This window comes from Streptomyces sp. S07_1.15 (assembly GCF_020739505.1).
In the GTDB taxonomy this organism is placed as follows: Bacteria; Actinomycetota; Actinomycetes; order Streptomycetales; family Streptomycetaceae; genus Streptomyces; species Streptomyces xinghaiensis.
Window position 1 is genome coordinate 5,732,990 of the sequence record NZ_JAJBZK010000001.1, and the last position, 22,932, is coordinate 5,755,921.

A 22,932-nucleotide genomic window follows, 5' to 3' on the forward strand; every position below is an offset into this window, starting at 1 on the left:
CCGGCGGCCGAGTGCCGCACCGGGCGGCCGGGCCCGGCCGCCGGGACGGCGGCGCCCCGTGCGCCGGGAGCCCCGCAGCCCCGGGCCTGCGACCGGTCCGCGTCCGGCGGCCCGCCGGAGCCACGCCGTCCGGACCCACGCCGTCCGGGGCCCGGGCGCACACCGGCACGCCCACAGCACGTCACGCCTGAACAACCGCAACGGTGTACGGGCCCGGAGCACCCGGGCCCGTACACCGACGAAACGGGGGACCGCCATGGCCCGCGCCCACACCCACGCCGAAGCCGCCGCCCAGCTCGCCGGTGCCCGGCTCTATCTGTGCACCGACGCCCGCACCCGCCAGGGCGACCTGCCCGCGTTCCTCGACGAGGTGCTCTCCTCCGGCGTGGACATCGTGCAGCTGCGCGACAAGGGCATCGAGGCCCGCGAGGAGCTGGAGCACCTGGAGGTCATGGCCGACGCCTGCCGCCGCCACGGCAAGCTGCTCGCCGTCAACGACCGCGCCGACATCGCCCACGCCGCGGGCGCCGACATCCTCCACCTCGGCCAGGAAGACCTGCCCGTCCCGGCCGCCCGTGCCGTCCTCGGCGACGGCCCGCTGATCGGCCGGTCCACCCACTCCGGGGCCCAGGCCGCCGCGGCGGCCTCTGAGCCGGGCGCCGACTACTTCTGCACCGGCCCCTGCTGGCCCACCCCCACCAAGCCCGGACGGCCCGCCCCCGGCCTGGACCTGGTCCGTTCCACCGCGGCCCTCGGCACCGGCCGCCCGTGGTTCGCCATCGGCGGGATCGACGCGGGCAATCTGGAGCAGGTGCTCGACGCCGGAGCCCGGCGTGTGGTGGTGGTCCGTGCCCTCACGGAGGCCGCCGACCCGGCCGCGGCCACCGCCGACCTCGCCCGGAGGCTCCGCGAACGCCCGCTCTGACCCGCGGCCGGTACCGGCGCGAGGGGCGGCGGCAGGCCGGGCGGCCCCGTGCCGCACGGCGATCCGCTGTCCGCCTGCTGGACAGTGCTGGGGACGGGGTGCGCCGGTGGTTAACCTGCCGGTATGGCCCTTGGTATCCCCTCCACCCGGACGGACCACGCCCGCACCGTGCGCGACCTCCTCGCGTCCGGCGCGCAGTCGTATTCGTTCGAGTTCGCCGCCCCCAAGACGGAGAAGGGCGAGCGGACGCTGTGGAACGCCATCCGGCGGATCGAGGCCGTCGCCCCCACCTTCGTCTCCGTGACCTACGGCGCGGGCGGCTCCTCCCGGGACGGCACCGTGCGCGCCACGGAGCGGATCGCCACCGAGACCACGCTCACCCCCGTCGCCCACCTCACCGCGGTGAACCACTCCGTCGCCGAACTGCGCAACGTCATCGGCAGCTACGCCGGAGCGGGTATCCGGAACATGCTCGCGCTTCGCGGCGACCCGCCCGGTGACCCGATGGGCGAGTGGGTCCCGCACCCCCAGGGCGTCCGGTACGCCGCCGACCTCGTACGGCTGATCAAGGAGTCCGGCGACTTCTGCGTGGGCGTCGCGGCCTTCCCCGAGATGCACCCGCGCTCCCCGGACTGGGAGAGCGACATACGGCACTTCGTCGACAAGTGCCGGGCCGGCGCCGACTTCGCCATCACCCAGATGTTCTTCTACCCGGAGGACTACCTGCGCCTGCGGGACCGGGTGGCGGCGGCGGGCTGCGAGACCCCGATCATCCCCGAGATCATGCCGGTCACCAACGTCCGGCAGATCGAGAGATTCGCCCAGCTCAGCAACGCGGCCTTCCCCCCGGAGCTGGCCGAGCGGATCCTCGCGGTCAAAGACGACCCGGCCGCTGTACGCTCCATGGGGATCGAATACGCCACGGAGCTGTGCGCGCGGTTGATGGGAGAGGGCATCCCGGGGTTGCACTTCATCACCCTGAACCACTCGACGGCGACGCTGGAGATCTACGAGAATCTGGGGCTGCACCAGCGGCCCCGATGACGGCCGAAAGCGGCGGAAGCGGGGCGGCACATGGGCTGGACAGTCCTCTACATCGCATTCGGGGTCGTCGCCCTCTGGCTGCTCGGTGAAGTGCTGCTGCAGTACAAGGCGCGGCTGCGCTGGCGGCTCCTCGCCTTCGCGGGCTTCTCCTGCGTGGTCGTCGGTGTCCTCCTGATCCCCTCCGTGGTGCTGATCGGCATCGGCGCGATGGCCTTCGCCGTCGGACAGACCTTCGTCACCCTCTCCTTCCGGCGCGGCTTCTCCACCGGGTGGGCCATCGGCGGCAAACCGGGCGCGAGCAAGCGCCGCAAGGGCGACCCCGGGAACCGGGCGGAGCCCACCCTGGAGGTCTCTGACCTCGAAGCCCTGCCCGACGGCGCGGAGTTCCCCGACGACGGGGCGTTCCCCGACGACGGCGGGCGGCCCGAACGGGAGCCGGAACCCGCCGTCTACCGGCCGGAGCCGCTGCCCGACGACACCGGTGAGTACGGCGTCTACGGCGACACCCGGTACGGCGATCCCGGCCGCGACACCGGCCGCGGCGGCTACGGCGAGTACGCCGGCTACGACGACGGCTACGGCACCTACGTGGGGACCGGCGCCGCCACGGGGCAGGCCGGCGGCCAGACCGGCTACGGCCAGGGCCAGGGCACGTACGACTACCAGACGGCGCAGTACGGCGGCTACGCCGACCCGTACTCCGGCGCCGGTGACCAGGGCTACGGCCAGGGCTACGCCCCGGACGGCGGAGCGTACGGGGCGGCCGACCCGTACGCGGGCGCGCCGTACCAGGCGGCGGACCCGTACGCCCCGGACCCGTACGCGCAGCCGTACTCCGAGACCCCGCCCGGCGGTGTCTGGGTGCCGCAGCAGCGCGACGGTGCGGGGCCCCTGCCGCCCGAGGAGGCCCCGGCGGACCAGCCGCCCTACCCGTACCAGGCGCCCCCGGGCTACAACAGCGGCTTCGACGAGCAGCAGTACCGCTACTGATCCGCCGGAGCCACCGAGCCCGGAGCCGCCGGCCCGAGCCCTGAGCGGGTGCGCTTTCCGCGCACCCCGCGAGGGTGCCGGCCCCCTCCCGGCACGTCCGGCCGGCGGACCGGCGCCGGCCGTCCGCCGTTCCGCGGCCGGGGCCCGCGGCGGGGCCCACAGGGCGGGCCGGGCCCCGCCGTTACTGCGAGCCGCGCCAGTCGTCGCCGTTCACGATCAGGCCCGCGACCAGCGCGCCCGACATCCCGGTATGGGCGAGCCCGCCACCGGGATGAGCCGAACCGCCCACCAGATACAGCCCGCCCACACCGGCGCGGTTGCCCGCGCGGAGGAAGGCACCGCCCGCGCCCGCCAGCGAGGGGCCCGGCACCGAGCCCCCGGGCACCCCCGTCTCGCGTTCCGTGTCGGCCGGTGTCCGGGCCTCCCGCCACAGCAGCCGGCTCTCCAGATCGAGCCCGGCCTTGCCGGCGGCGGCCAGTACCGCGTCGGCGAACCGTTCGGCGTGCCCTCCGGCGGTCCAGTCGAGGGAGCCCTCCGCCCCGGTCCCCCCGGGGGCGTGCGGCGGGACGGTCACCGAGAGCACCGCGGTCTCATGGCCGGGGTCCGGGAGCAGTGCGGGATCGCCGGGGCGGAGCACCGTCACGGTGGGGCGGTCGCAGAGGCTGCCGAAGTCCGCGTCCAGACCGGCCCGTTCGGTGGCCGGATCGGCGGCGTGCAGCACCGTGCGGTGTGCCGTTCCCTCCGGACGCGGGCCGCGCAGCGCCAGCAGCAGGCTGAACCGGCCGTGGCCGGGCGGGGCCGCGGTGGGGGACGGAGCGGGCGGAGCGCCCGCTTCCGGCGGCAGCAGGCGGTCGTACAGCAGCCGGGCGTCGACGCCGGAGACCACGGCCTCGGCCGCGACCCGTCCGCCGTCCCGCAGCTCCAGTCCGGCGGCCCGCCCGTTCTCGACGAGGACGCCCGTCACCTCGGCGCTGAAGGTGAACTCCACGCCCCGCGCGCGGCAGCGCTCGTACAGCGCCTCCGCCAGGGCCCGCAGGCCGCCCCGCACGTACCAGCTGCCGAAGGTGTGCTCCAGATACGGCAGTACGGCCGCGCTCGCGGGCACGGTCCTCGGGTCGAAGCCGTAGGCCAGGGCGTGGCTCTCCAGGAGGGCGGCCAGCCGGGGATCGCGCAGCTCGCGCCGGGCGAGTTCGGCGAGGGTGCCGGGCGGTCGCGTCCTGCGCAGGCCCAGCAGCCTCCGCCCGGGCGGGGCCGGGTGGGGATCGCGCTCCAGGCCGGCCCGGTCGCGCGGCAGCGGCTCCTCCAGCAACGGCCGCCGGGTGGCCTCCCAGGTCTCCCGGGCGCGGTCCAGCAGCCCGCCCCAGCGCTCCCCGGCACCCGCGCCGAGCGCCGCGTCGAGGGCCCGGGTCACGCCGGCCCGGGAGGCGCCCGGCAGGGAGAGGTCCGTGCCGTCCGCGAACAGATGCCGGCTCGCCGGGTCGACCTGCTCCAGCGCGAGGCACGACTCCAGGGGCTCCTTGCCGGTCTTGAGGAACAAGTCCCGGAAGACGGCCGGCAGATGGAGCAGCCCCGGTCCCGTGTCGAAGCCGAACCCGTCGCGTTCGAAGCGGCGGACGGCGCCGCCGTACGTCTCCGCGCGCTCGTACACCGCCACCCGGTGGCCTGCCACGGCCAGCCGGGCGGCGGCCGCCATCGCGCCCGTGCCGGCGCCGATCACCGCAATCCGTGCCATGCGCGAGACCTTAGCCGGGGGTGCCGACAGCCGTGCCGGTGGCCCGTTCCACCCGTCCGGCCGGGGGTTTCGCCGGTGCCGGGGGAGTGCCGCCGTGCCCGCCCGTGAGTATGCGGCGCAGGGTCTGAGTACCCGTACCCAGGCGGCGGATGAGTAGCCGCGCGGATGGGCCGGGCCGCCCGCGGACGGAAGAGTGAGGGGCACGGAAGGGGAGCCCGCAGGCACCGCCGGCACGGGGCGGCGGAACGGCGCGGCACCCCGGGACGGCCCGGAGGAGCACCACGGGGGAGCTCGTCCGGGCGGCACGGGGGAAAACCCGGGCCACGGGGAAACCCGGGCACGGGGGTACGGGGGAACGCTGTCCTGGCGGGGTACGACGGGGGATCGCACCACGCCAGGACAGCGCCCTTTTCGCGCGCTCACACCATGCCCGCGCGCTCACACCATGCCCGCGCGCTCACACCATGCCCGCGCGCTCACACCGTGCCCGCGCGGTCCTCCCGGCCGCTCCGCTCCCCGCCGACCCGCCCCTGCAGGAGCCGGGAGAGCGCGGCGTGCACGTCGTCGAGGGTCCGCTCCGGCTGGAACGCCTTCCAGTCCAGCGCCGCCACCAGGACCATGCCGACCAGGGCCGCCGCCGTCAGCTGGACGTCGATCTCCCCGCTCACCTCGCCGTGCTCCACGGCCTCCCGGATCACCGTCTCCACGACCGCGACCGCCTGCTGCCGCAGCACCAGCAGGGTGTCCTGCCAGGCCCGGTTGGTGCGCCAGAGTTCGGCCACGTAGAGCTGGGTGAAGGCCGGGTAGCGGTCGATGAAGGCCAGTCCGGCGCGGACCATGGCGTCCAGCGCGTCCACCCGGCTGCCGCCGCGCTCCGCGGTCTCGTCCGCCGCCCGCTGGAGCGAGGCGGTGAGCATCCCCACCCCGTGGCGGAGCAACTCCTCGAACAGTTCGGTCTTGCTGGCGAAGTTGTAGTAGACGGTGCCCTTGGCCACCCCGGCGCGCTCGGCGATCTCCTCCACCGTGGTGGCCGAGAAGCCCTGCTCCGCGATGAGCGTGACGGCCGCCTCGTAGAGCTTGGTGCGGGTGGCCCGCCGACGGGTGCTCGTGCTCTCCATGCCGCTGATTCTCCCGGTTACCGGGCGGTCTACCGGCGGGTCGGGCCTCACAGGCTCAGCTCCGGGTGCAGCCGGTCCACCGTCCACACCTGGCGGCGCCGGGCCGACCAGGCGGTGAGCGCCAGCGCGCCCAGGGTGTACGCGGCCAGCACCGCGGTGCCCTGCCACACCGGTTCCAGGCCGCCTCCCGTGATCAGCCGGCGCAGCCCCTCGACGACGTGGGTCATCGGCAGGAAGGGGTGGACGGCGTTGAAGAAGCCGGGGCTGGTCTCGACGGGGTAGGTGCCGCCCGCGGAGGTCAGCTGGAGCATCAGCAGCGCCAGGACGAGGATGCGGCCGGCCGGGCCGAAGCGCGCGTTCAGCCACTGCACGACGGCCGCGAAACAGGCGGTGACCAGCAGCAGGAAGCCCATGGTGCCCGCGGCCCGCGCCATCTCCAGTCCGAGTCCCCAGTGGAGTACGGACATCAGGGCCGCCGTCTGCAGCACTCCCAGGGCCGCGACGGGCAGCCAGCCGGCCACCGCGATGCGCCAGGAGGCGGCACCGGTGGCCAGCGCTCGCCGGTTGAGCGGCTGGATCAGCATGTACGCGACCATGGCGCCCACCCAGAGGGAGAGCGGGATGAAGTACGGGGCGAAGCCGGTGCCGTAGTCCGGCGCCGTGTGCAGTGAGCGGTTGGCGAGCCGGACCGGGTCGGCCATGACCTCCGTCCGGGCGTCGCGCTCCTCGCGGTCGTAGTCCGGGATCTTCCGCGCGCCGTCGTGCAGGCCGCCCGCCAGCTTCTCCGATCCGTCCGCCAGCCGGAACAGGCCGCCGCCCAGATCGCCGGCGCCCTCGGAGAGCCTGCCGATCCCCCGGTCGAGGCGCTCCGAGCCCTTCTTGGCGGTGGCCAGGCCGGTGTGCAGGGAGTGCGCGCCGCGGGCGACCTTCTCCGCGCCCGCGTCCAGTTTCCCGATGTCGGTGACGGCGGTGTCGACGTCCTTCCAGAGGGCCGGGGCCTTCCGCTCCACGGTCCGGGCGTGCCGCTGCACGGAGGCCAGGTCGCGGTCCAGCCGGTCCAGTTCGCCGTTCTCGCTCCGCGCCAGGGACTCGACGGTCTCCGCGGCCTCCGCGGACTTCCCGGCGGCCTCGGCGGCCTTCTTCAGCCCCGGGCAGGCGGTGTCGGGGGCCGGGGCGCGCTCACAGCGCTCCTTGTGGTCGGCGGCGAGGAAGTCCGCCGCCTCGCGGGCCTCCCCGGCCAGTTCGGCCGCGGTGGTGGGCGAGGGGAGATCGCCGAGGTGGCCGCGGACGGTCCCGGCGGTGTCGGCGACCAGGCCGGCGGTGCGCCCGATCTCGTCCCCGTGCTCCTTGAGGAAGGGGACGACACGGCCCATCCGTTCGGCCTCCTCGGCGAGCTTCCCGGTGCCCTCCGCCACCCGGGCGGCGCCGGAGTCGAGGCGTCCGGCGCCCTTGTGGAGCTTCCGCAGCCCGGTCCGGAGATCGCCGCTGCCCTTCTCCGCCTTGGCCAGGCCGTCGGCGAGGTCCGTGGCGCCCCGGTGCGCCTTGTCCACGCCCTCGTCCAGCTTGTCGGCGCCCTCGGCGGCCTTCTCGGTGGCCCCGTGGATGTCGGAGAAGGAGAGGAAGATCTTGTCCAGATAGGAGCGGGCGGTGTCCGCCGAGGCCGCGGAGCGCACCTCGGCGAAGACGGTCCTGGAGATCTGCCCGACGACGTAGTTGTTGGCGTCGTTGGTGCGCACCCGGAGCGCGCCGTTCTCGGGGAGCTCCCCGCCGGAGCCCGAGGTGAGGCGCTCGCTGAAGTCGCCCGGCACGGAGAGCGAGAGGTAGTACCGGCCGCTCTCCACCCCCGCACGGGCCTCGGCGGCGCTGACCTCGTGCCACTCGAACGTGTGGCTGTCGCGGAGCCCGTCGGCGATCTCGTCGCCCGCCGTGATCCGTTCACCGCCGGCGGTGGCGCCGCGGTCGGCGTTGACGAGGGCGGCCGGGACCTTGTCCAGCCGGCCGTACGGGTCCCAGAACGACCACAGGTAGAGCGCCCCGTAGAGCAGCGGCAGCAGGAGCAGGGCGACGAGCGCCGCCCGCGGCATCCGGCCCCGGCCGAAGCGCCGCAGCTCAAGCGCGGCGAGTCGTGGCGAACGCATCCGGTGCCCCCTTCCCGTCCGTCGTTTCGTCCAGGGAATCCGTGCGGGCGCCGGAGGGCCCGGCGGACGGCCCGTCGCCCCCGGGGGTCTCCGCGGCGGCCGTGCGGACGGTGACGGAGCCGGGCGGGGCCTGGCTGCACACGGCGAGCACGGTGGTCCCCGCCGCGGCCACCCCGGTCAGCAACTCCCAGACGGCGGCCCGCTCCCGGCCGTGCAGCTTGAGATCGGCGTCATCGACGGCCAGCAGCCGTGGCCGGCCGGTCAGCGCGAGCGCGACGGAGAGCCGCAGCGACTCCAGCCGCTCCAGATCCCGCACGGTCGTCCGGGAGCCCTGGGGAAGGGTCTCGGGCGCCAGCCCGGCGCCCTCCAGCGCCGCCTCGATCCGCTCCCGCAGGTCCGCGGCCCGTGCGGCGCGCGGACGCAGCAGCTCCCGGGGCGGGGTGCCGAACCGGCGTTCCATCAGGGCGCGTTCGCGCAGGTGCTCGGCGACGGTCAGGGACGGTTCGAGCTCGGAGACCCCCGGGACCGGGCCGAGGGCGCTGATCCGCCGTACGGCGGCCATGTGCCCGCGCCGGGCTCCCCGGCCGGTCGGCAGCCGGAGGCCGCCGACCTCCGCGTGCCCGGTGTGGGCCCGCATCCGCCCGGTGAGGGCGAGCAGCAGGCAGGTCCGGCCCGTACCGGACGGCCCTTCGACGGCGATGAGCGCACCGGGTTCCGCCGTGACGGCGATGTCGCGGAAGGCCCAGCCGCGGGGGCCCCGCAGGCCGAACCCCTCGGCCGAGACCGCCGCTCCCCGCGGGGTGGTGTCCTTCACCCTCGCGTCCCCTCTCCTCGTTCCGCGCCGGCTGTGCCGGCGGCTTTTTGAACTGACTGGTCAGTACAGAAACATAGCGGCCGAGGCGTGGCGGCCCACCGCCGGGGGCCCGGCTCGCGGGGGCGTGGCTCGCGGGGGCGTGGGGGAGGGGGGAGGCGGCACGGAACCCTCCCGAGCCGCGGCGGGAAAACCCGGGAAGCGGCTGGTACGGGAGGAAACCGCAGGTCAGGCCGGATTGTCAGTGGTGTGCCCGACGATGTGCACATACGGCCCCGACAGCCGTTCCGCGACGACAGGAGGTTCGTCATGGCGACCACGTCCGCCGCAGCGCGCCGACGCCGCAGCAACCGGACCACCCCCGCACTCGCCGGTTCCCCGGCCGACGTCCACCCCGTGGTGCGCCGGGCCGGCGCACCGCCCGAGGCGCTGGGCCTGCTCGCCCAGGCCCGTGCCGGGCTGGACGAAGCCGCCGGACTCCCGGAGCCGAACGAGCGTTACGCCACCGCCCACCTCGCCGCCCTGCGGACCGCCGCGGCCGTGCTCGCGGTCCGCGGCCGGCCCGAGAGCAGCCCGCGCCGCCGGCAGCGCATCCGCAGCGCCTGGGAGGTGCTGCCGGAGGTGGCTCCCGAACTGACCGAGTGGAGCATGCTGTTCGCCTCCGGTGCCGCCCGCCGGGCCCGCGCCGAGGCGGGCATACGCGACGCGGCCGGCAGCCGCGACGCCGACGATCTGCTGCGCGACGCCGGGATGTTCCTGCGGCTCGTGGAGCGGATGCTGGTGCTCCAGCCGGTGCTGCCGCAGGCCCGCACCGCCGAGCCGCGGCAGGAGGCGGAGCCCGACGCGAGCTGAGCGGGAGAGGCAATAGGGTGGAGGGCGCCTGCACCGACTGCGACCGCCGTCCCCGCGGCGGTCCCGCGCCGAGGAGTCCCCCGCTGTGTCCGACCCGATGCGCCCCCGAGCCTCTCTCCGCACCGCCGTGGTCTGGGACGTGCTCCGGGAGGCACTGGACCGCCGGATGAAGAGCGCGGGCCCCGGCGGGCACGGTTCCCGCGCCGTGCTCGACGTGCTCGACACCGGGGGCGGCACCGGCAACTTCGCCGTGCCCGTGGCCCGTCAGGGCCACCGCGTCACCGTGGTCGACCCCAGCCCCAACGCCCTCTTCGCGCTGGAGCGGCGGGCCGCCGAGGCCGGCGTCGCCGACCGCGTGCGCGGAGTCCAGGGCGATGCGCACGGCCTCTTCGACGTGGTCGAGCGGGGCGGCTTCGACGCCGTCCTCTGCCACGGCGTCCTGGAATACATGGAGGACCCGGCGGAGGGCGTGCGCAACGCCGTCGCCGCGCTCCGCCCGTCCGGCACGCTCAGCCTGCTCGCCGCCGGCCTGGGCGGTGCCGTCCTCGCCCGCGCGCTCGCCGGGCACTTCTCCGAGGCACGGCAGGTTCTGGCCGATCCGCACGGACGCTGGGGGGAGGGCGACCCGGTGCCCCGCCGCTTCACCCCGGAGGAGCTGACCGCGCTCGTCACCGGTGCCGGGCTCGCCGTCGAGGCGGTGCACGGCGTCCGCGTCTTCGCCGACCTGGTGCCCGGCGCGCTGGTGGACGGCGAGCCCGGTGCCGTGGAGGCCCTGCTCAAGCTGGAGGCGGCCGCGGCGGAGGTCCCCGCCCTCCAGTCCGTCGCCACCCAGCTGCACGTCCTGGCTGAACGGGAATCCGGCTGACGCCGTACGACGTACCGTCCGGAGTCGCCCGACTCCGGCCGGCGCATTGCTCTGGGCCACAGCCTCACCCAATCGGACGCATTGCCCCGTATGATCGAGGGAACACGGTCGGCATCGTCGGACGGGCCGGCAGGGGAGAGTGACCCGGAACCTGACCCGATGTGCCCTGCGTCATGGGAAATGACGCAGGGGAGCGGGTTTCACGGGGGCGAATCCCTGCCTATCCTTGAAAGCGTCGCACCCGGTCGCTCCCGCGACCGACGAGTAGGAGGACTCCGTGCCGCTCTCGGAGCACGAGCAGCGCATGCTCGAGCAGATGGAGCGAGCGCTGTACGCCGAAGATCCCAAGTTCGCGACAGCGCTTGAGGGAAGCGGGCTGCGCACGTACACCCGTCGCCGGGTGTACCAGGCGGTCGCGGGTTTTCTGGTGGGTATCGCGCTTCTCATGGCGGGCATGGTCGCCCAGCAGATCTGGATCAGCGTGGTGGGGTTCCTCGTCATGCTCGGGTGCGCCGCGCTCGCCGTCACCAGTTGGCGCAAGGCACCCCAGCCGGGTGAACAGCAGCCCGCCGATACCGGCGCCCAGGGAAGCCGCAGACAGGGCAGGCAGCGCCGCTCCATGATGAACCGCATCGAGGAGCGCTGGCAGCGCCGCCGCGACGAGCCGGGACACTAGCCGCCGGCACCGGCGGACGGCCGAGCCGGACCGCGGAGCCGGCACACGGACACACCGTGAGGGGTGGCCTCGTGAGAGGTCACCCCTCACGTCTGTTCGCGTACACGGGCGTTTCCCCGTTCCCGTCCCCCGCCCCGCGTATCCCGTTCGCGGCCCATGCCCGGTCCGGCCGGACCGCCCGGACCGGCCCCGTCGCGATCCCCGGACGCGGGGCCTCCGGGCACGGCCCGCTCCGGGAGCCGGGCCGTCCCGGCGAAGGCCGTTCCCCGGTCCGTCTCCGGGCTCAGCCCCGCTGCCGGGAGGGGACGCGCCGGGAGACCCGCAGCACAGCCGTGGTCCAAGCGGCGCTCCACCGCTCGGTCAGCGCCCACCACCGGCGCGAGCAGGCCCACACCACCCGTACCGCCGAGCGCGGCGCGAACAGGGCCCGCAGCCGCGTTCCCCGCCCGGCCGCGGCATGCAGCGCCGCCCGCACGCGCCGTACGTCGTCGGCGAGCCCCGGCGCCGGACGCGGCACCGGCGCGTAGAGCACCTGCTCCACGGCCCCGGCCACCCGGCGCACCGATTCCGCCGCGGGCTCCTCCAGCCCGCCGGCCGCCACGATCCGCTCGGCGGCCCGGCGCGGAGTCTGCGAGTCGTCGGGCGGGAAGCCGTGGTCCCAGGCCGAGTCGATCAGCTCCCGCCAGGCGGCGAGGACCTCCCCGGCCGGGTCACGCGGCTCCTTCCCCGCTCCGCCGAGCCGGCGTCCGCGCACCCGGGTCCGCCACACCAGCGGCAGCAGGGGCAGTCCCAGCAGCAGGACGGCCGCCGCGGTGGACAGCAGGATCGTGCGCAGCGGCAGTCCGCCACCGGTGGCACCGCTCCCGGCGTCGGCCGGGGGCACCTGGCACTCACCGAGGAACCGCTGGTCCGCCGGGCAGTCCTCCCGGTCGGAGGGGGCGGCCGACGGCTCCGAGGACTCGACGGGCTCCGGCTCGTCCGGGACCGTGGTGCCGCTCTCCGGGGCGTCCGGCACGGTGTAGTCGGGGACCGTTCCCCGGGAGGGCGTCGGCTCGAAGCGGACCCAGCCGATGTTCTCGAAGTACAGCTCGGGCCAGGCGTGCGCGTCGCGGAGGCCGACGGACATGGTGCCGTTCGCGCTCGCCGTTCCCGGGGTGAAACCGACCGCCACCCGCGCCGGGATGTCCAGGGTCCGCGCCATGGCGGCCATGGAGAACGAGAAGTGGACGCAGAAGCCCTCCTTCTGCTCCAGGAAGTTGGCGATGGCCTCGCTGCCGCTCCCGGCCTCCACCTGGGTGTCGTAGACGAAGCCGCCCTCGGACGCGAACCAGTCCTGCAGCCGCACCGCCTTCTCGTACGCGCTGCCCGCGCCCTCGGTCACGTCCCGCGCCGTGCGGGCCACCACCGGGGGCAGCGAGTCCGGGACCTCGGTGTACTCGCGCAGCAGATCGGCGGGCGGCGGGCCGGCCGCGGCGAGCTGCGCCGCCGTCGGCTGCACCAGCAGGCTCGACACCCGGTACTCCGCCCCCCGGGTCGTCTGCCGGCGGTTGCCGACCAGGGTGCGGCCCTCCGGCTCGAAGCTCCAGCGCCCGCCGATCTCCACCCGGGTGGCCGGGTACGGCATCGGAAGCCAGCTCTGCCGGTAGGAGTCGGAGGCCGAGATGGAGGTGTCGATCCTGGCCGTCGCCACCTCGGGGCTCAGCCCGCGGGGCGGCGGCAGCTCGTCGGGTACCGGGCGTATCGGCCGCTCCGAGGACTTCCAGGAAGAGCCGTCGAACTGGTCCAGGGCGACGATCCGCAGATAGAGGTCCCGGGTGTTCTCCGCGTTCGTCCGGTAGGAGAGGACCTCCCGGTTCTCCGGCTGGTTGAGGCTGTTCTGCAGGGACACCAGCGGATTCACGGTCGTGATGGTGCCCGCCCCGGGCCCGGAGCCCGCGGTGCCCCGCTGCCCGTCGAGGAGCCCGTCGCCCAGTGAGGGCATGACCGCGGGCAGCAGCATGGCGATGCCCAGCGTCACCGCGCCGATCCGGCGGCCGGTGCGGAGCGGGGCGGCCGCCCGGCCGCCGCCGGACGGCTCCAGCCCGGCCCCCAGCCTGCTGGGCGCGGGCGGCGCGCCGCTGAAGACCCGCCCCCACTGCGAGAGCCGGTCCCGGCCCTCGGCCAGCAGGAGCAGCAGATAGCCGACCGCCGCCAGCAGGAACCACAGCCAGCGCGAGCCGCCCTGGTCCAGCCCGGCCGCCACGGAGTACAGCGCCAGCAGCGGCAGGCCGGCGGGGGCCGCCGCCCGGTACGTCACGGCGAGCACGTCCACCAGCAGGCCGATCGCCAGTACACCCCCGACCAGCATCAGCCGGATGCCGGGCGTCACGGGCGCCGGTATGGAGTACTCGCCGATGTCCTGCGCGCCCTCCGACAGCAGCAGGGCGAACTCGCGGAAGGCGTCCGGGCCGGGCAGCAGCCCGGCCACGGCCTGCCCCCGCGCGAAGAACCAGGTCAGCAGCAGGAACGCCACCAGCAGCTGGGCGAGGGCCGTCAGCGGGCGGGGCAGCGGCGCCCGCCGCGCCAGCGCGCCCGCCCCGGACACGGCCGCCAGCAGGAACGCAGCCTGCGGCAGCCAGCCCGCCTCCTTCACCAGCGGCAGCAGGGAGCAGGCCGCCAGCAGGGTGGCCAGCGCCGCGCTCACCGCCAGCCGTCCGCGTCCGCTCATCGCCGCTCCTCCGTCCGCCGCGTCATGTCATGCCCCCGTCTGCCCGCCCGCCGGTGCCCCCGCTCGCGGCCGCTCCGCCATCCGCCACAGGTCGGGCAGGGCCGCGCCGGGGCGGACCGGGACCGTCGACCAGCCCGCCTCGCGCAGCAGCCGCAGCCGGCCCGCGAAGCCGTCGGGGTCCGCGTCCGGCTCGCGCGCCCAGGCGCCGGTGTCCAGGACGAACGCGACGGCCCGCCCGGTCCGGTGCCGCAGCCGCGCCACCACCGCCGTCTGCTCCTCGTCCAGCGCTCCGAGCAGCGCCACCAGCAGTCCTTCCCGGCCGCCGCGGAGATGGTCGTAGGCCCCGGACAGCCCCGGCCCGTCGGAGTGGTCCACCACCGCGAGGGTGTCCAGGATCAGCCCGGCCGTGTCCGCGAAGTCCCCCGGCGTCCCCGCGCCGCCGTCCGTACCGGGCACCGCGTCCCCGGTGTCCGTCAGCAACCGCACCGAGAAGCCCCGTTCCAGCATGTGCGCCGAGATGGAGGCCGCCGCGGACACGGCCCACTCGAACCCGGAGTCCGGCCCCGCGCCCCGGTGCGCGACACGCCGGGTGTCGAGCAGCACCGTGCAGCGCGGCTGCTGCGGCTGCTCCTCCCGGCGCACCATCAGCTCGCCGTAGCGTGCGGTGGAACGCCAGTGCACCCGGCGCAGATCGTCCCCGTGCCGGTAGCCGCGGGGGATGACGTCGTCCTCGCCGGCCAGCGCGAGCGAACGGTGCCGCCCCTCGCCGTAACCGGGAGTGTCCCCGGAGAGCCGGACCGGCGGCAGGGGCTCGGTGCGCGGCACCACGGTCAGGGTGTCCCGCCTGCTGAACGCCCGGGTCAGCTCGCACATCCCGAACGGGTCGGTCAGCCGCAGCTGGAGCGGCCCGAGGGGATAGCGGCCGCGCAGATCCGAACGGACCCGGTACGACACCTCGCGCCGCCCGCCCGGCTCCACCCGGTCCAGGACGAACCGGGGGCGCGGCCCGAGGACGTACGGCACCCCGTCCTGCAGCATCAGCAGCCCCGTGGGCAGCCGGGAGACGTTGTCGACCCGCAGATGGACCCGCGCCTCCGAGCCGGCCGGGACCCGCGCGGGAGCCAGCCGCCGGCTGCCCGCCACCTGGTGGCGCGTGCGGTACAGCACCGCGACGCACACCAGGGGGAGGACGGAGAGCAGCAGCCCGACCCGCAGCAGGTCGTCCTGCCCCAGGACGTAACTGCACGCGGCCGCGGCGAAACCGGCGGCCAGGAAGGACCGCCCCCGGGTGGTGAGCCCGGCCAGCGCACCCCGCAGGGTGCCCCGCTGCTCCCGGCCCTCCGCGGGCGCCGCGGCCTCTCCCGGCGCGCCGGACATCACAGCCCCCGCAGGCCCGGCGGCCGGCCCGGCGTTCCGCGCCACTGCTGCGCGGAGGGATCGGGCACCGGGGTCTGCCGGAGGATGTCGGCGACGACCTGCTCGGACGTACGCCGCCCCAGCTGCGCCTGGGCGGTGGGCAGCAGCCGGTGCGCGAGCACCGGGACGGCCAGCGCCTGCACATCGTCCGGGAGGGCGTAGTCCCGGCCGTGCAGGGCCGCCGAGGCCTTCGCGGCCCGCAGCAGATGGAGCGTCGCCCGCGGCGAGGCGCCCAGCCGCAGCTCGGGGTGGTTGCGGGTGGCCGCCACCAGATCGACGGTGTAGCGCCGGACGGAGTCCGCGACGTGCACGGAGTGGACCGCGTCGATCAGCTTGACGATGTCGTGGGCGTGCGCCACCGGCTGCATGTCGTCGAGCGGCGAGACGCCGCCGTGCACGTCCAGCATCTCCAGCTCGGCCTCGGCGCTGGGGTAGCCGATCGACACCCGGGCCATGAAGCGGTCCCGCTGCGCCTCCGGCAGCGGGTAGGTGCCCTCCATCTCGACCGGGTTCTGGGTGGCCACCACCATGAAGGGGCTGGGCAGGTGGTACGTCTGCCCGTCGGCGGTGACCTGCCGCTCCTCCATCGACTCCAGCAGCGCCGACTGGGTCTTCGGCGAGGCGCGGTTGATCTCGTCACCGATCACGATCTGGGCGAAGATCGCGCCGGGCTTGAACTCGAAGTCCCGCCGCTGCTGGTCGAAGACGCTCACCCCGGTGATGTCCGAGGGCAGGAGGTCGGGGGTGAACTGGATGCGCCGCACCGAGCAGTCGATCGACCGCGCCAGCGCCTTCGCCAGCATGGTCTTGCCGACCCCCGGTACGTCCTCGATGAGCAGATGCCCCTCGGCGAGCAGCACCGTCAGCGAGAGCCTCACGACCTCCGGCTTGCCCTCGATCACGTTCTCCACCGACCGGCGCACGCGCTCCGCGGTGGTGGTCAGATCAGTGAGGCTCGCTCGATCGTCATAGGTCGTCACCCAGCCCTCCTCGGCCCGTTCTCCGGGCCGGCGCACCCTTCGGCGGGCCGGCCACACATCACACGCGCGTCATACGCGCTCACCGCGTCCGGCGTTCGCCGGCGACGGTGCCGTATCTCCGCATTCTTGCCGTCCTCACGGCTTCACGTCACACGCCTGTGGACAACCCGGGTCTCTTTGCCCCCGTGTGTACCGGCTTGTCTGCCCGAAGAGCCGGAGGGTCACGGGGGACCCCCCGTGGCCCCCCGGGGCTCAGGACTCCGGCCCCGCGGGGTCGATCTCCCGCAGCAGCCCTGTGGTCACGTCGAAGACGAACCCGCGGACGTCGCGGGTGTCCAGCAGGAACGGCGAGGTGCGGACCCGCTGCATCGACTGGCGCACGTCCTGATCGACGTCCCGGAACGCCTCCACCGCCCAGTTCGGCCGCTGGCCGACCTCCATCTCCAGGTCGTGCCGGAACTCCTCGGTGAGGCTCTCCAGACCGCAGTTCGTGTGGTGGACCAGAGCGATGCTGCGGGTGCCCAGGGCGCGCTGGCTGATGGTCAGCGAACGGATGGTGTCATCGGTGACCACACCGCCGGCGTTGCGGATGGTGTGGGCGTCACCCAGGTCCAGGCCGAGGGCGGCGTGCAGGTCCAGCCGCGCGTCCATGCAGGCCACGACGGCGACCTTCTGGACGGGCCGGGCGTCCATGCCCGGGTCGGTGAACCCGGCGGCGTACGCGCGGTTGGCGCTCACGAGCCGGTCGATGACGCTGTCGGTGGCGGGGCGGGGTGCGGGCGCAGATGTCGACATACTCCGACGTTATCCGGCGCGCCGGGCCGGGGCCCGCTGTGAGATGGGGGCAAAGCCGTCCAACGGCCCGGGATGTGAGCCGATCCACACCCCGCGGACGGCCCCGCAGGCGGCCCCCCGGACGGCCCCGCGGAGGGCCGGGAGCACGGTCCGCGCGGCGCGCAGGCCCGTTGATTGACCGCGCCGGGGAGTGGACTAAAGTGACGCGAAGTGGGAGGCGCGGAGCTCCCCCGGACCGAAAATCCCGCGTGCGCGGCCTGTACATACGGCTCGGCCTCCTCCCGCTCCCCGGTCGGCTGACGCTCCTTCCCCGGTGCCAGCGGCTCGCGAGAGCGGGCGGGGACCCGGCGGTGCGTACGGCGGCGCCGATCTGAGAGGGCGCATGAGCGAGACCCGACATGTCCCGGTGATGCTCCAGCGGTGCCTGGACCTGTTGGCCCCTGCCCTGGCCGAGCCGGGCGCCGTCGCCGTCGACTGCACCCTCGGCCTCGGCGGGCACAGCGAGGCCCTGCTGAACGCCTTCCCCGGCGTCCGCCTCATCGCCCTCGACCGCGACCCCGTGGCGCTGCGGCTCGCCGGCGAGCGGCTCGCTCCCCACGCGGACCGGGCCACCCTGGTGCACGCCGTCTACGACGAGCTCCCCGAGGTGCTGGACCGGCTCGGCATCCCGCGCGTCCAGGGCGTCCTGTTCGACCTGGGGGTCTCCTCCATGCAGCTGGACGAGGCCGGACGCGGCTTCGCCTACGCCCAGGACGCACCGCTCGACATGCGGATGGACCAGACGACGGGCATGAGCGCGGCCGAGGTCCTCAACACCTACCCGCCCGGCGACCTGGTCCGCATCCTGCGCGCCTACGGCGAGGAGAAGTTCGCCCGGAAGATCGTGGACGCCGTCGTCAGGGCCCGGGCCGAGGAGCCCTTCACGAACAGCGCCCGTCTCGTGGAACTGATCCGGAACGCCCTGCCCCAGGCGGCGAAGCGCACCGGCGGCAACCCGGCCAAACGCACCTTCCAGGCGCTGCGCATCGAGGTCAACGGCGAACTGTCCGTCCTCGAACGGGCGATCCCCGCCGCGGTCTCCCGGCTCGCCGTCGGCGGCCGCATCGCCGTGCTGTCGTACCACTCGCTGGAGGACCGGCTCGTCAAACAGGTGTTCGCGGCCGGAGCGGGCAACACGGCGCCCCCCGGTCTGCCCGTCGTCCCCGAGCAGTACCAGCCGCGGCTGAAGCTCCTGACCCGCGGCGCGGAGCTGCCCGGCGGCGCGGAGGTGGCGGAGAACAAGCGCGCCGCGCCCGCCCGGCTGCGCGGCGCCCAGCGGATCAGGGAGGACCACCGGTGAAGCGGACGCTCCGCGGCAGGGCCGCCCGGCTGGCCCGGCTGATGCCGGCCGGGCCGAGCACGGCGGCCCGCACTCCGTTCGTCCTGCTGGTGGTGCTGCTGCTCGCCGGCGGGCTGATCAGCCTGCTCCTCCTCAACGCCTCGCTCAACCAGGGCTCCTTCCGGCTCAGCGAGCTGCGGAGGGAGACCACCGACCTGACGGGCCGGCAGCAGGCCCTGCAGCAGGAGGTCGACGCCTTCACGGCGCCCGACGCGCTCGCGGAGCGCGCCCGCGAGCTCGGCATGGTCCCCGGCGGCAGCCCGGTCTTCCTGTACCCGGACGGCACCGTGCGCGGCGTCCCGTCCGAGGCGGCCGCCCCGCCGTCCCCGGCGCCGGGCCCGTCCGGCGCCTCCGCCGCTCCCTCCGGGCTTCCGGGCCTCTCCGGGCTCTCGGGGCCGGCGGAGGGGCCGCTCCCGGAGCCGCCCGCGCACCGCCCCGGCGGCTGACCGCCCGCACCCCCGCACCGGAAAGGCCAGCGCATGAGTGACCCCCAGCAGCCGCGCCGGCGGGTGCCCGGCCCCGCCGCCCCCCGCGGCCGCCGGCCGGGGCCGGCGGGGAGGGTCCCGCGGTCCGGCGGTGCCAAGGGCCGCGGACCGGGCGCCCCCGGCGGCCGCGGTCCGCGCCCCGGCCGCCCGGCGCAGCGGCCGATCCGCCTCGGCAGCCCCCGTCCCCGCCTCCGGCTGATCAGCCTCGCGCTGACCCTCGTCATGCTCGCGTTCGTGGTCCGCCTGCTCCAGGTGCAGGCCGTGGAGGCCGACACCTACGCGGCCAAGAGCCGGGTCAACCGGTACATCACCCATACGATCGCCGCCGAGCGGGGCTCCATCACCGACCGCTCCGGCGGGGAGCTGGCCACCACCGTCGACGCCTACGACATCATCGGCGACCCGTATCTCTTCGCCCCGGAGCAGAGCGGGAGCCGGGACGCGCCCGAACAGGCGGCCGAACTGCTCGCGCCCATCCTGGAGCAGGACGAGGACGGGCTGGCGGAGAAGCTCTCCGCGGGCAACTCCCGCTACGCGGTCCTGGCCCGCCGCCAGTCCCCGCAGGTCTGGCAGCAGATCAAGGACCTCAGGGACGGCTTCGCCGAGAAGGCCGGCTCCGGCGGCGAGCCGAACCCGCTGGCGGGGATCTACCAGGAGCCGCACAGCAAGCGGATCTACCCGAACCGGGAGCTGGCCGCCGGGATACTGGGCTTCGTCAACGCCGAGGGCAGGGGCGGCGGCGGCCTGGAGGCCAAGCTCGACAAGGAACTGGCCGGTGAGCCCGGCAAGATCACCTACGCCCACTCCGGCGGCCGCCGGGTGCCCACCGAGAGCGCCCGGGAGCAGCCCGCCGTGCCGGGCTCCGACGTCCGGCTGACCGTCGACCGCGACCTGCAGTGGGCCGCCCAGCGGGCCATCACCGAAAAGGTCCGCGAGACCGGTGCCCAGCGCGGTTACGTCGTCGTGCAGGACACCCGAAGCGGCGAGATCCTGGCGCTGGCCAACGCCCCCGGGTTCGACCCGAACGACATCTCCGCCGCCGGCACGGGCCTCGGCAACCCGGCGCTCCAGGACGCGTACGAGCCCGGCAGCACCAGCAAGGTGATGTCGATGGCCGCCGTCCTGGAGGAGGGCGCCGCCACCCCGGGGACCCATGTGACGGTGCCCAACCGGCTGCACCGGGCCGACCGGCTCTTCGCCGACGACGTCGACCACCCGACCTGGTATCTGACGCTCAACGGCGTGCTCGCCAAGTCCAGCAACCTCGGCACGATCCTCGCCGTCGAACAGCTCGGCACGACGCAGAAGGAGGCCAACAAGGTCCTCCACTCCTATCTGCGGAAGTTCGGCATCGGCCGGCCCACCGGCCTCGGCTACCCCGGCGAGACCCCGGGCATCCTGGCGAAGCCGGAGGACTGGAGCGCTTCGCAGCAGTACACGATCCCGTTCGGCCAGGGGCTCTCGATCAACGCCGTCCAGGCCGCCTCCGTCTACTCGACGATCGCCAACGGCGGGGTGCGCGTGGAGCCCACGCTCGTCCGCGGCACCACCGGCCCCGACGGCCGCTTCACCCCGGCACCGGAGCCCCGGACCACCCGGGTCGTCAGCGAGAAGACCGCCAAGACGCTCGCGAGGATGCTGGAGTCCGTCGTCGGCAGCGAGGAGGGAACGGGCACCAGGGCCCGGATCCCCGGCTACCGCGTCGCGGGCAAGACCGGTACCTCCAACCGGGTGGACCCGGACACCGGCCGTTACAACGGCTACACCGCCTCGTTCGCCGGATTCGCACCCGCGGACCGGCCGAGGGTCACCGTCTACTGCGCCGTCCAGGACCCGGACCCCGACAAGGGGAGCTACTTCGGCGGCCAGGTCTGCGGCCCCGTCTACAAGCAGGTCACGGAGTTCGCGCTGAAGAGTCTCAAAGTGGCCCCGACCGGCGCCGACCCGGCGAAACTGCCGGTGACGTTCGAGCCGCGCGGCTGAACGCGCGCCGGAACCGGGCGGAATCACGCGGATCGACGCACCACAGGGCGGGACAACGGGGAACAAGAGCCGAAACCGGAAGAACCGGGAAGAGGCCCGGAGAACCGGGAGATACCGGAGAGCCCGGACGCCCCAGTAACCGAGAAAGAGATTGAGGCCGGATCCCGTGACGTCGATCACCCCGGACGGCGAGGAACGGAATGCCTTCCACCCCTTGTTTCGCGACCCGCCCGGTGGGCCGGGTACGCTCACCGCCGTGCCACATGCTGATCAGTCCCACACCCCGTCCCCCGACGCGCCGCCGACGGGGGACGCCCCGAGGCGAGTCCCCGCGAACCCCCCGGGGGCGCCACGCCCCGAACGGGTCCACCCGACGCCGGTGGCGAAGCTGGCGGATCAGCTGGGCGCCGAGCTCCCCCCGGGCGCAGCCGACGCGGCGGTCACCGGCATCACCCACGACTCCCGCGCGGTGCGCCCCGGCGACATCTACGCCGCGCTCCCCGGAGCCCGCCTGCACGGCGCCGACTTCGCCGGACAGGCCGCCGGCCTCGGCGCCGCGGCCGTCCTCACCGACCCGTCCGGTGCCGAGCGGGCCACCGCCACCGGCCTCCCGGTCCTCGTCGTGGACGATCCCCGCGGCCGGATGGGCGAACTGGCCGTCACGGTCTACGGCGACCCGGGCCGCGACCTCCTCCAGATCGGCATCACCGGCACCTCCGGCAAGACCACCACCGCGTACATGATCGACGGCGGTCTCCGGGCCGCGGCCGCCGCCCGCCGCCGGCACCCGGTCACCGGCGCGGACGACGGCGGGGACGGGGAGGACGGCGGCGCCCCCGAACCCACCGGTCTCATCGGCACCGTCGAGTCCCGGATCGGCGACGAGCGCATCAAGAGCGAGCGCACCACCCCGGAGGCCACCGACCTCCAGGCGCTCTTCGCCGTGATGCGCGAGCGCGGTGTCCGCTCGGTCACCATGGAGGTCTCCAGCCACGCCCTGGTCCTCGGGCGGGTCGACGGCTGCGTGTTCGACGTCGCCGTCTTCAACAACCTCAGCCCCGAACACCTGGACTTCCACCCGGACATGGAGGACTACTTCCGGGCGAAGGCCCAGCTGTTCACCGCCCGCCGCAGCCGCGCCGGCGTCGTCAACCTCGATGACGAGTACGGCCGCCGCCTGGTCCACGAGTCCGAGGTCCCGGTCACCACCTTCTCCGCGGAGGGCCACCCGGACGCCGACTGGCGCGCCGAGGAGATCGAGGTCGGCCCGCTCGGCTCCACCTTCACCGCCGTCGGCCCCAAGGGCGAGTCCGTGCGGGCCGCCGCGCCGCTGCCGGGCCCGTTCAACGTCGCCAACGCCCTGGCCGCGGTCACCGCTCTCGTCGTCGCGGGAGTCGACCCGCAGACGGCCGCCGACGGCGTCGCGGGAATCCCCGGGGTCCCCGGCCGGCTGGAACGGGTCGACGAGGGCCAGCCGTATCTCGCCTTCGTCGACTACGCGCACAAGCCCGACGCCGTGGAGTCCGTCCTCCGCGCGGTCCGCCGGGTCACCGACGGCAGGATCCACGCGGTGCTCGGCTGCGGCGGCGACCGCGACCCGCACAAGCGCCGCCCGATGGGCGCGGCGCTGGCCCGGCTCTCCGACACCGCCGTGCTCACCTCCGACAACCCGCGCTCCGAGGACCCCCTGGCGATCCTCGCCGTGATGCTCACCGGTGCCTCCGAGGTCCCGGTCCACGAGCGCGGCGACGTCCTGCTGCACGCCGACCGCGCCGAGGCCATCGCCGCGGCCGTCGCCCGGGCCGAGCCCGGTGACGCGGTGCTGGTCCTCGGCAAGGGGCACGAACAGGGCCAGCACATCGCGGGCGTGGTCCGCGCCTTCGACGACCGCGAGGTGCTGGGCGGGGCCATCCGCGCCCGTGCCGCCGCGGAGCGCTCCACCCCGGCGGAAGCCGGCGGCGCGCTCCCTCCGCACTCCACCGACCAGGGATGACAGACCGCCATGCGCGCACACGCCTTCACCCGGCAGCCGTCCGG

Annotated in this window: 18 protein-coding genes; 10 read left to right on the forward strand and 8 right to left on the reverse strand. The window is 75.0% G+C overall.

Features of this window, described 5'->3' with window-relative positions; genetic code table 11:
- Window positions 1-256: 256 nt before the first annotated feature.
- From thiE to LIX60_RS24575, 3 genes are all read left to right on the forward strand, one after another.
- Window positions 257-925 (forward strand): thiamine phosphate synthase, encoded by a 669-nt coding sequence (gene thiE, locus LIX60_RS24565; RefSeq protein ID WP_043469146.1) that lies wholly within the window; start codon window positions 257-259, stop codon window positions 923-925.
- Window positions 926-1,048: 123 nt separating this feature from the next.
- Window positions 1,049-1,969 carry a methylenetetrahydrofolate reductase [NAD(P)H] gene (gene metF, locus LIX60_RS24570; protein ID WP_050364009.1) on the forward strand — a complete coding sequence of 307 codons (921 nt, stop codon included), beginning with the start codon at window positions 1,049-1,051 and terminating at the stop codon, window positions 1,967-1,969.
- A gap of 30 nt (window positions 1,970-1,999) precedes the next feature.
- Window positions 2,000-2,959, forward strand: coding sequence for a hypothetical protein (locus tag LIX60_RS24575; protein ID WP_227960648.1), 960 nt, complete (start codon window positions 2,000-2,002; stop codon window positions 2,957-2,959).
- Between the two features lie 181 nt (window positions 2,960-3,140).
- Here LIX60_RS24575 and LIX60_RS24580 read toward each other — a convergent pair whose 3' ends face one another.
- The 4 genes from LIX60_RS24580 to LIX60_RS24595 all read right to left on the reverse strand — a co-directional run bounded on the left by LIX60_RS24580 (window position 3,141) and on the right by LIX60_RS24595 (window position 8,761).
- Window positions 3,141-4,691, reverse strand: a complete 1,551-nt coding sequence (locus tag LIX60_RS24580) for an NAD(P)/FAD-dependent oxidoreductase (protein WP_227960651.1) — start codon at window positions 4,689-4,691, stop codon at window positions 3,141-3,143.
- A gap of 476 nt (window positions 4,692-5,167) precedes the next feature.
- Window positions 5,168-5,809, reverse strand: a complete 642-nt coding sequence (locus tag LIX60_RS24585; RefSeq protein ID WP_227960653.1) for a TetR/AcrR family transcriptional regulator — start codon at window positions 5,807-5,809, stop codon at window positions 5,168-5,170.
- A gap of 47 nt (window positions 5,810-5,856) precedes the next feature.
- Window positions 5,857-7,947 (reverse strand): YhgE/Pip family protein, encoded by a 2,091-nt coding sequence (locus LIX60_RS24590; RefSeq protein WP_227960655.1) that lies wholly within the window; start codon window positions 7,945-7,947, stop codon window positions 5,857-5,859.
- Window positions 7,919-8,761: an ATP-binding cassette domain-containing protein gene (locus LIX60_RS24595; RefSeq protein WP_227960657.1), complete on the reverse strand. Its 843-nt coding sequence runs from the start codon at window positions 8,759-8,761 to the stop codon at window positions 7,919-7,921. The genes LIX60_RS24590 and LIX60_RS24595 overlap by 29 nt, the downstream gene beginning before the upstream one ends.
- Before the next feature lie 306 nt (window positions 8,762-9,067).
- Between LIX60_RS24595 and LIX60_RS24600 the strand changes: the two genes are divergently transcribed.
- From LIX60_RS24600 to LIX60_RS24610, 3 genes are all read left to right on the forward strand, one after another.
- A complete protein-coding gene (locus tag LIX60_RS24600) occupies window positions 9,068-9,610 on the forward strand; it encodes an SAV_6107 family HEPN domain-containing protein (protein WP_227960659.1) in 543 nt (180 codons plus the stop codon).
- A gap of 85 nt (window positions 9,611-9,695) precedes the next feature.
- The gene (locus LIX60_RS24605; protein WP_227960661.1) at window positions 9,696-10,475 is read left to right on the forward strand and encodes a methyltransferase; all 780 of its coding nucleotides are present in this window, start codon (window positions 9,696-9,698) and stop codon (window positions 10,473-10,475) included.
- A gap of 277 nt (window positions 10,476-10,752) precedes the next feature.
- Window positions 10,753-11,151 carry a DUF3040 domain-containing protein gene (locus LIX60_RS24610; protein ID WP_019709455.1) on the forward strand — a complete coding sequence of 133 codons (399 nt, stop codon included), beginning with the start codon at window positions 10,753-10,755 and terminating at the stop codon, window positions 11,149-11,151.
- A gap of 283 nt (window positions 11,152-11,434) precedes the next feature.
- Here LIX60_RS24610 and LIX60_RS24615 read toward each other — a convergent pair whose 3' ends face one another.
- The 4 genes from LIX60_RS24615 to LIX60_RS24630 form a co-directional block, all read right to left on the reverse strand.
- Window positions 11,435-13,858 carry a DUF3488 and transglutaminase-like domain-containing protein gene (locus tag LIX60_RS24615; protein WP_227960664.1) on the reverse strand — a complete coding sequence of 808 codons (2,424 nt, stop codon included), beginning with the start codon at window positions 13,856-13,858 and terminating at the stop codon, window positions 11,435-11,437.
- 27 nt (window positions 13,859-13,885) lie between these two features.
- Complete coding sequence (locus tag LIX60_RS24620) at window positions 13,886-15,235, reverse strand: DUF58 domain-containing protein (protein WP_227960666.1); 1,350 nt, start codon at window positions 15,233-15,235, stop codon at window positions 13,886-13,888.
- The gene (locus LIX60_RS24625) at window positions 15,235-16,254 is read right to left on the reverse strand and encodes a MoxR family ATPase (protein WP_227960668.1); all 1,020 of its coding nucleotides are present in this window, start codon (window positions 16,252-16,254) and stop codon (window positions 15,235-15,237) included. Before LIX60_RS24625 ends, LIX60_RS24620 begins: the two co-directional genes overlap by 1 nt.
- Before the next feature lie 252 nt (window positions 16,255-16,506).
- Window positions 16,507-17,049: a carbonic anhydrase gene (locus tag LIX60_RS24630; protein ID WP_227960671.1), complete on the reverse strand. Its 543-nt coding sequence runs from the start codon at window positions 17,047-17,049 to the stop codon at window positions 16,507-16,509.
- Between the two features lie 382 nt (window positions 17,050-17,431).
- On the opposite strand from LIX60_RS24630, the gene rsmH reads away from it, so the two are divergent.
- The 4 genes from rsmH (at window position 17,432) to LIX60_RS24650 (ending at window position 22,888) form a co-directional block, all read left to right on the forward strand.
- Window positions 17,432-18,388 (forward strand): 16S rRNA (cytosine(1402)-N(4))-methyltransferase RsmH, encoded by a 957-nt coding sequence (gene rsmH, locus LIX60_RS24635; protein WP_227960673.1) that lies wholly within the window; start codon window positions 17,432-17,434, stop codon window positions 18,386-18,388.
- Window positions 18,385-18,873 carry a septum formation initiator family protein gene (locus LIX60_RS24640; protein ID WP_374117908.1) on the forward strand — a complete coding sequence of 163 codons (489 nt, stop codon included), beginning with the start codon at window positions 18,385-18,387 and terminating at the stop codon, window positions 18,871-18,873. The genes rsmH and LIX60_RS24640 overlap by 4 nt, the downstream gene beginning before the upstream one ends.
- Before the next feature lie 33 nt (window positions 18,874-18,906).
- Window positions 18,907-20,895, forward strand: coding sequence for a penicillin-binding protein 2 (locus LIX60_RS24645; protein ID WP_227960675.1), 1,989 nt, complete (start codon window positions 18,907-18,909; stop codon window positions 20,893-20,895).
- 166 nt (window positions 20,896-21,061) lie between these two features.
- Complete coding sequence (locus LIX60_RS24650; protein ID WP_374117909.1) at window positions 21,062-22,888, forward strand: UDP-N-acetylmuramoyl-L-alanyl-D-glutamate--2,6-diaminopimelate ligase; 1,827 nt, start codon at window positions 21,062-21,064, stop codon at window positions 22,886-22,888.
- Window positions 22,889-22,932: the final 44 nt, after the last annotated feature.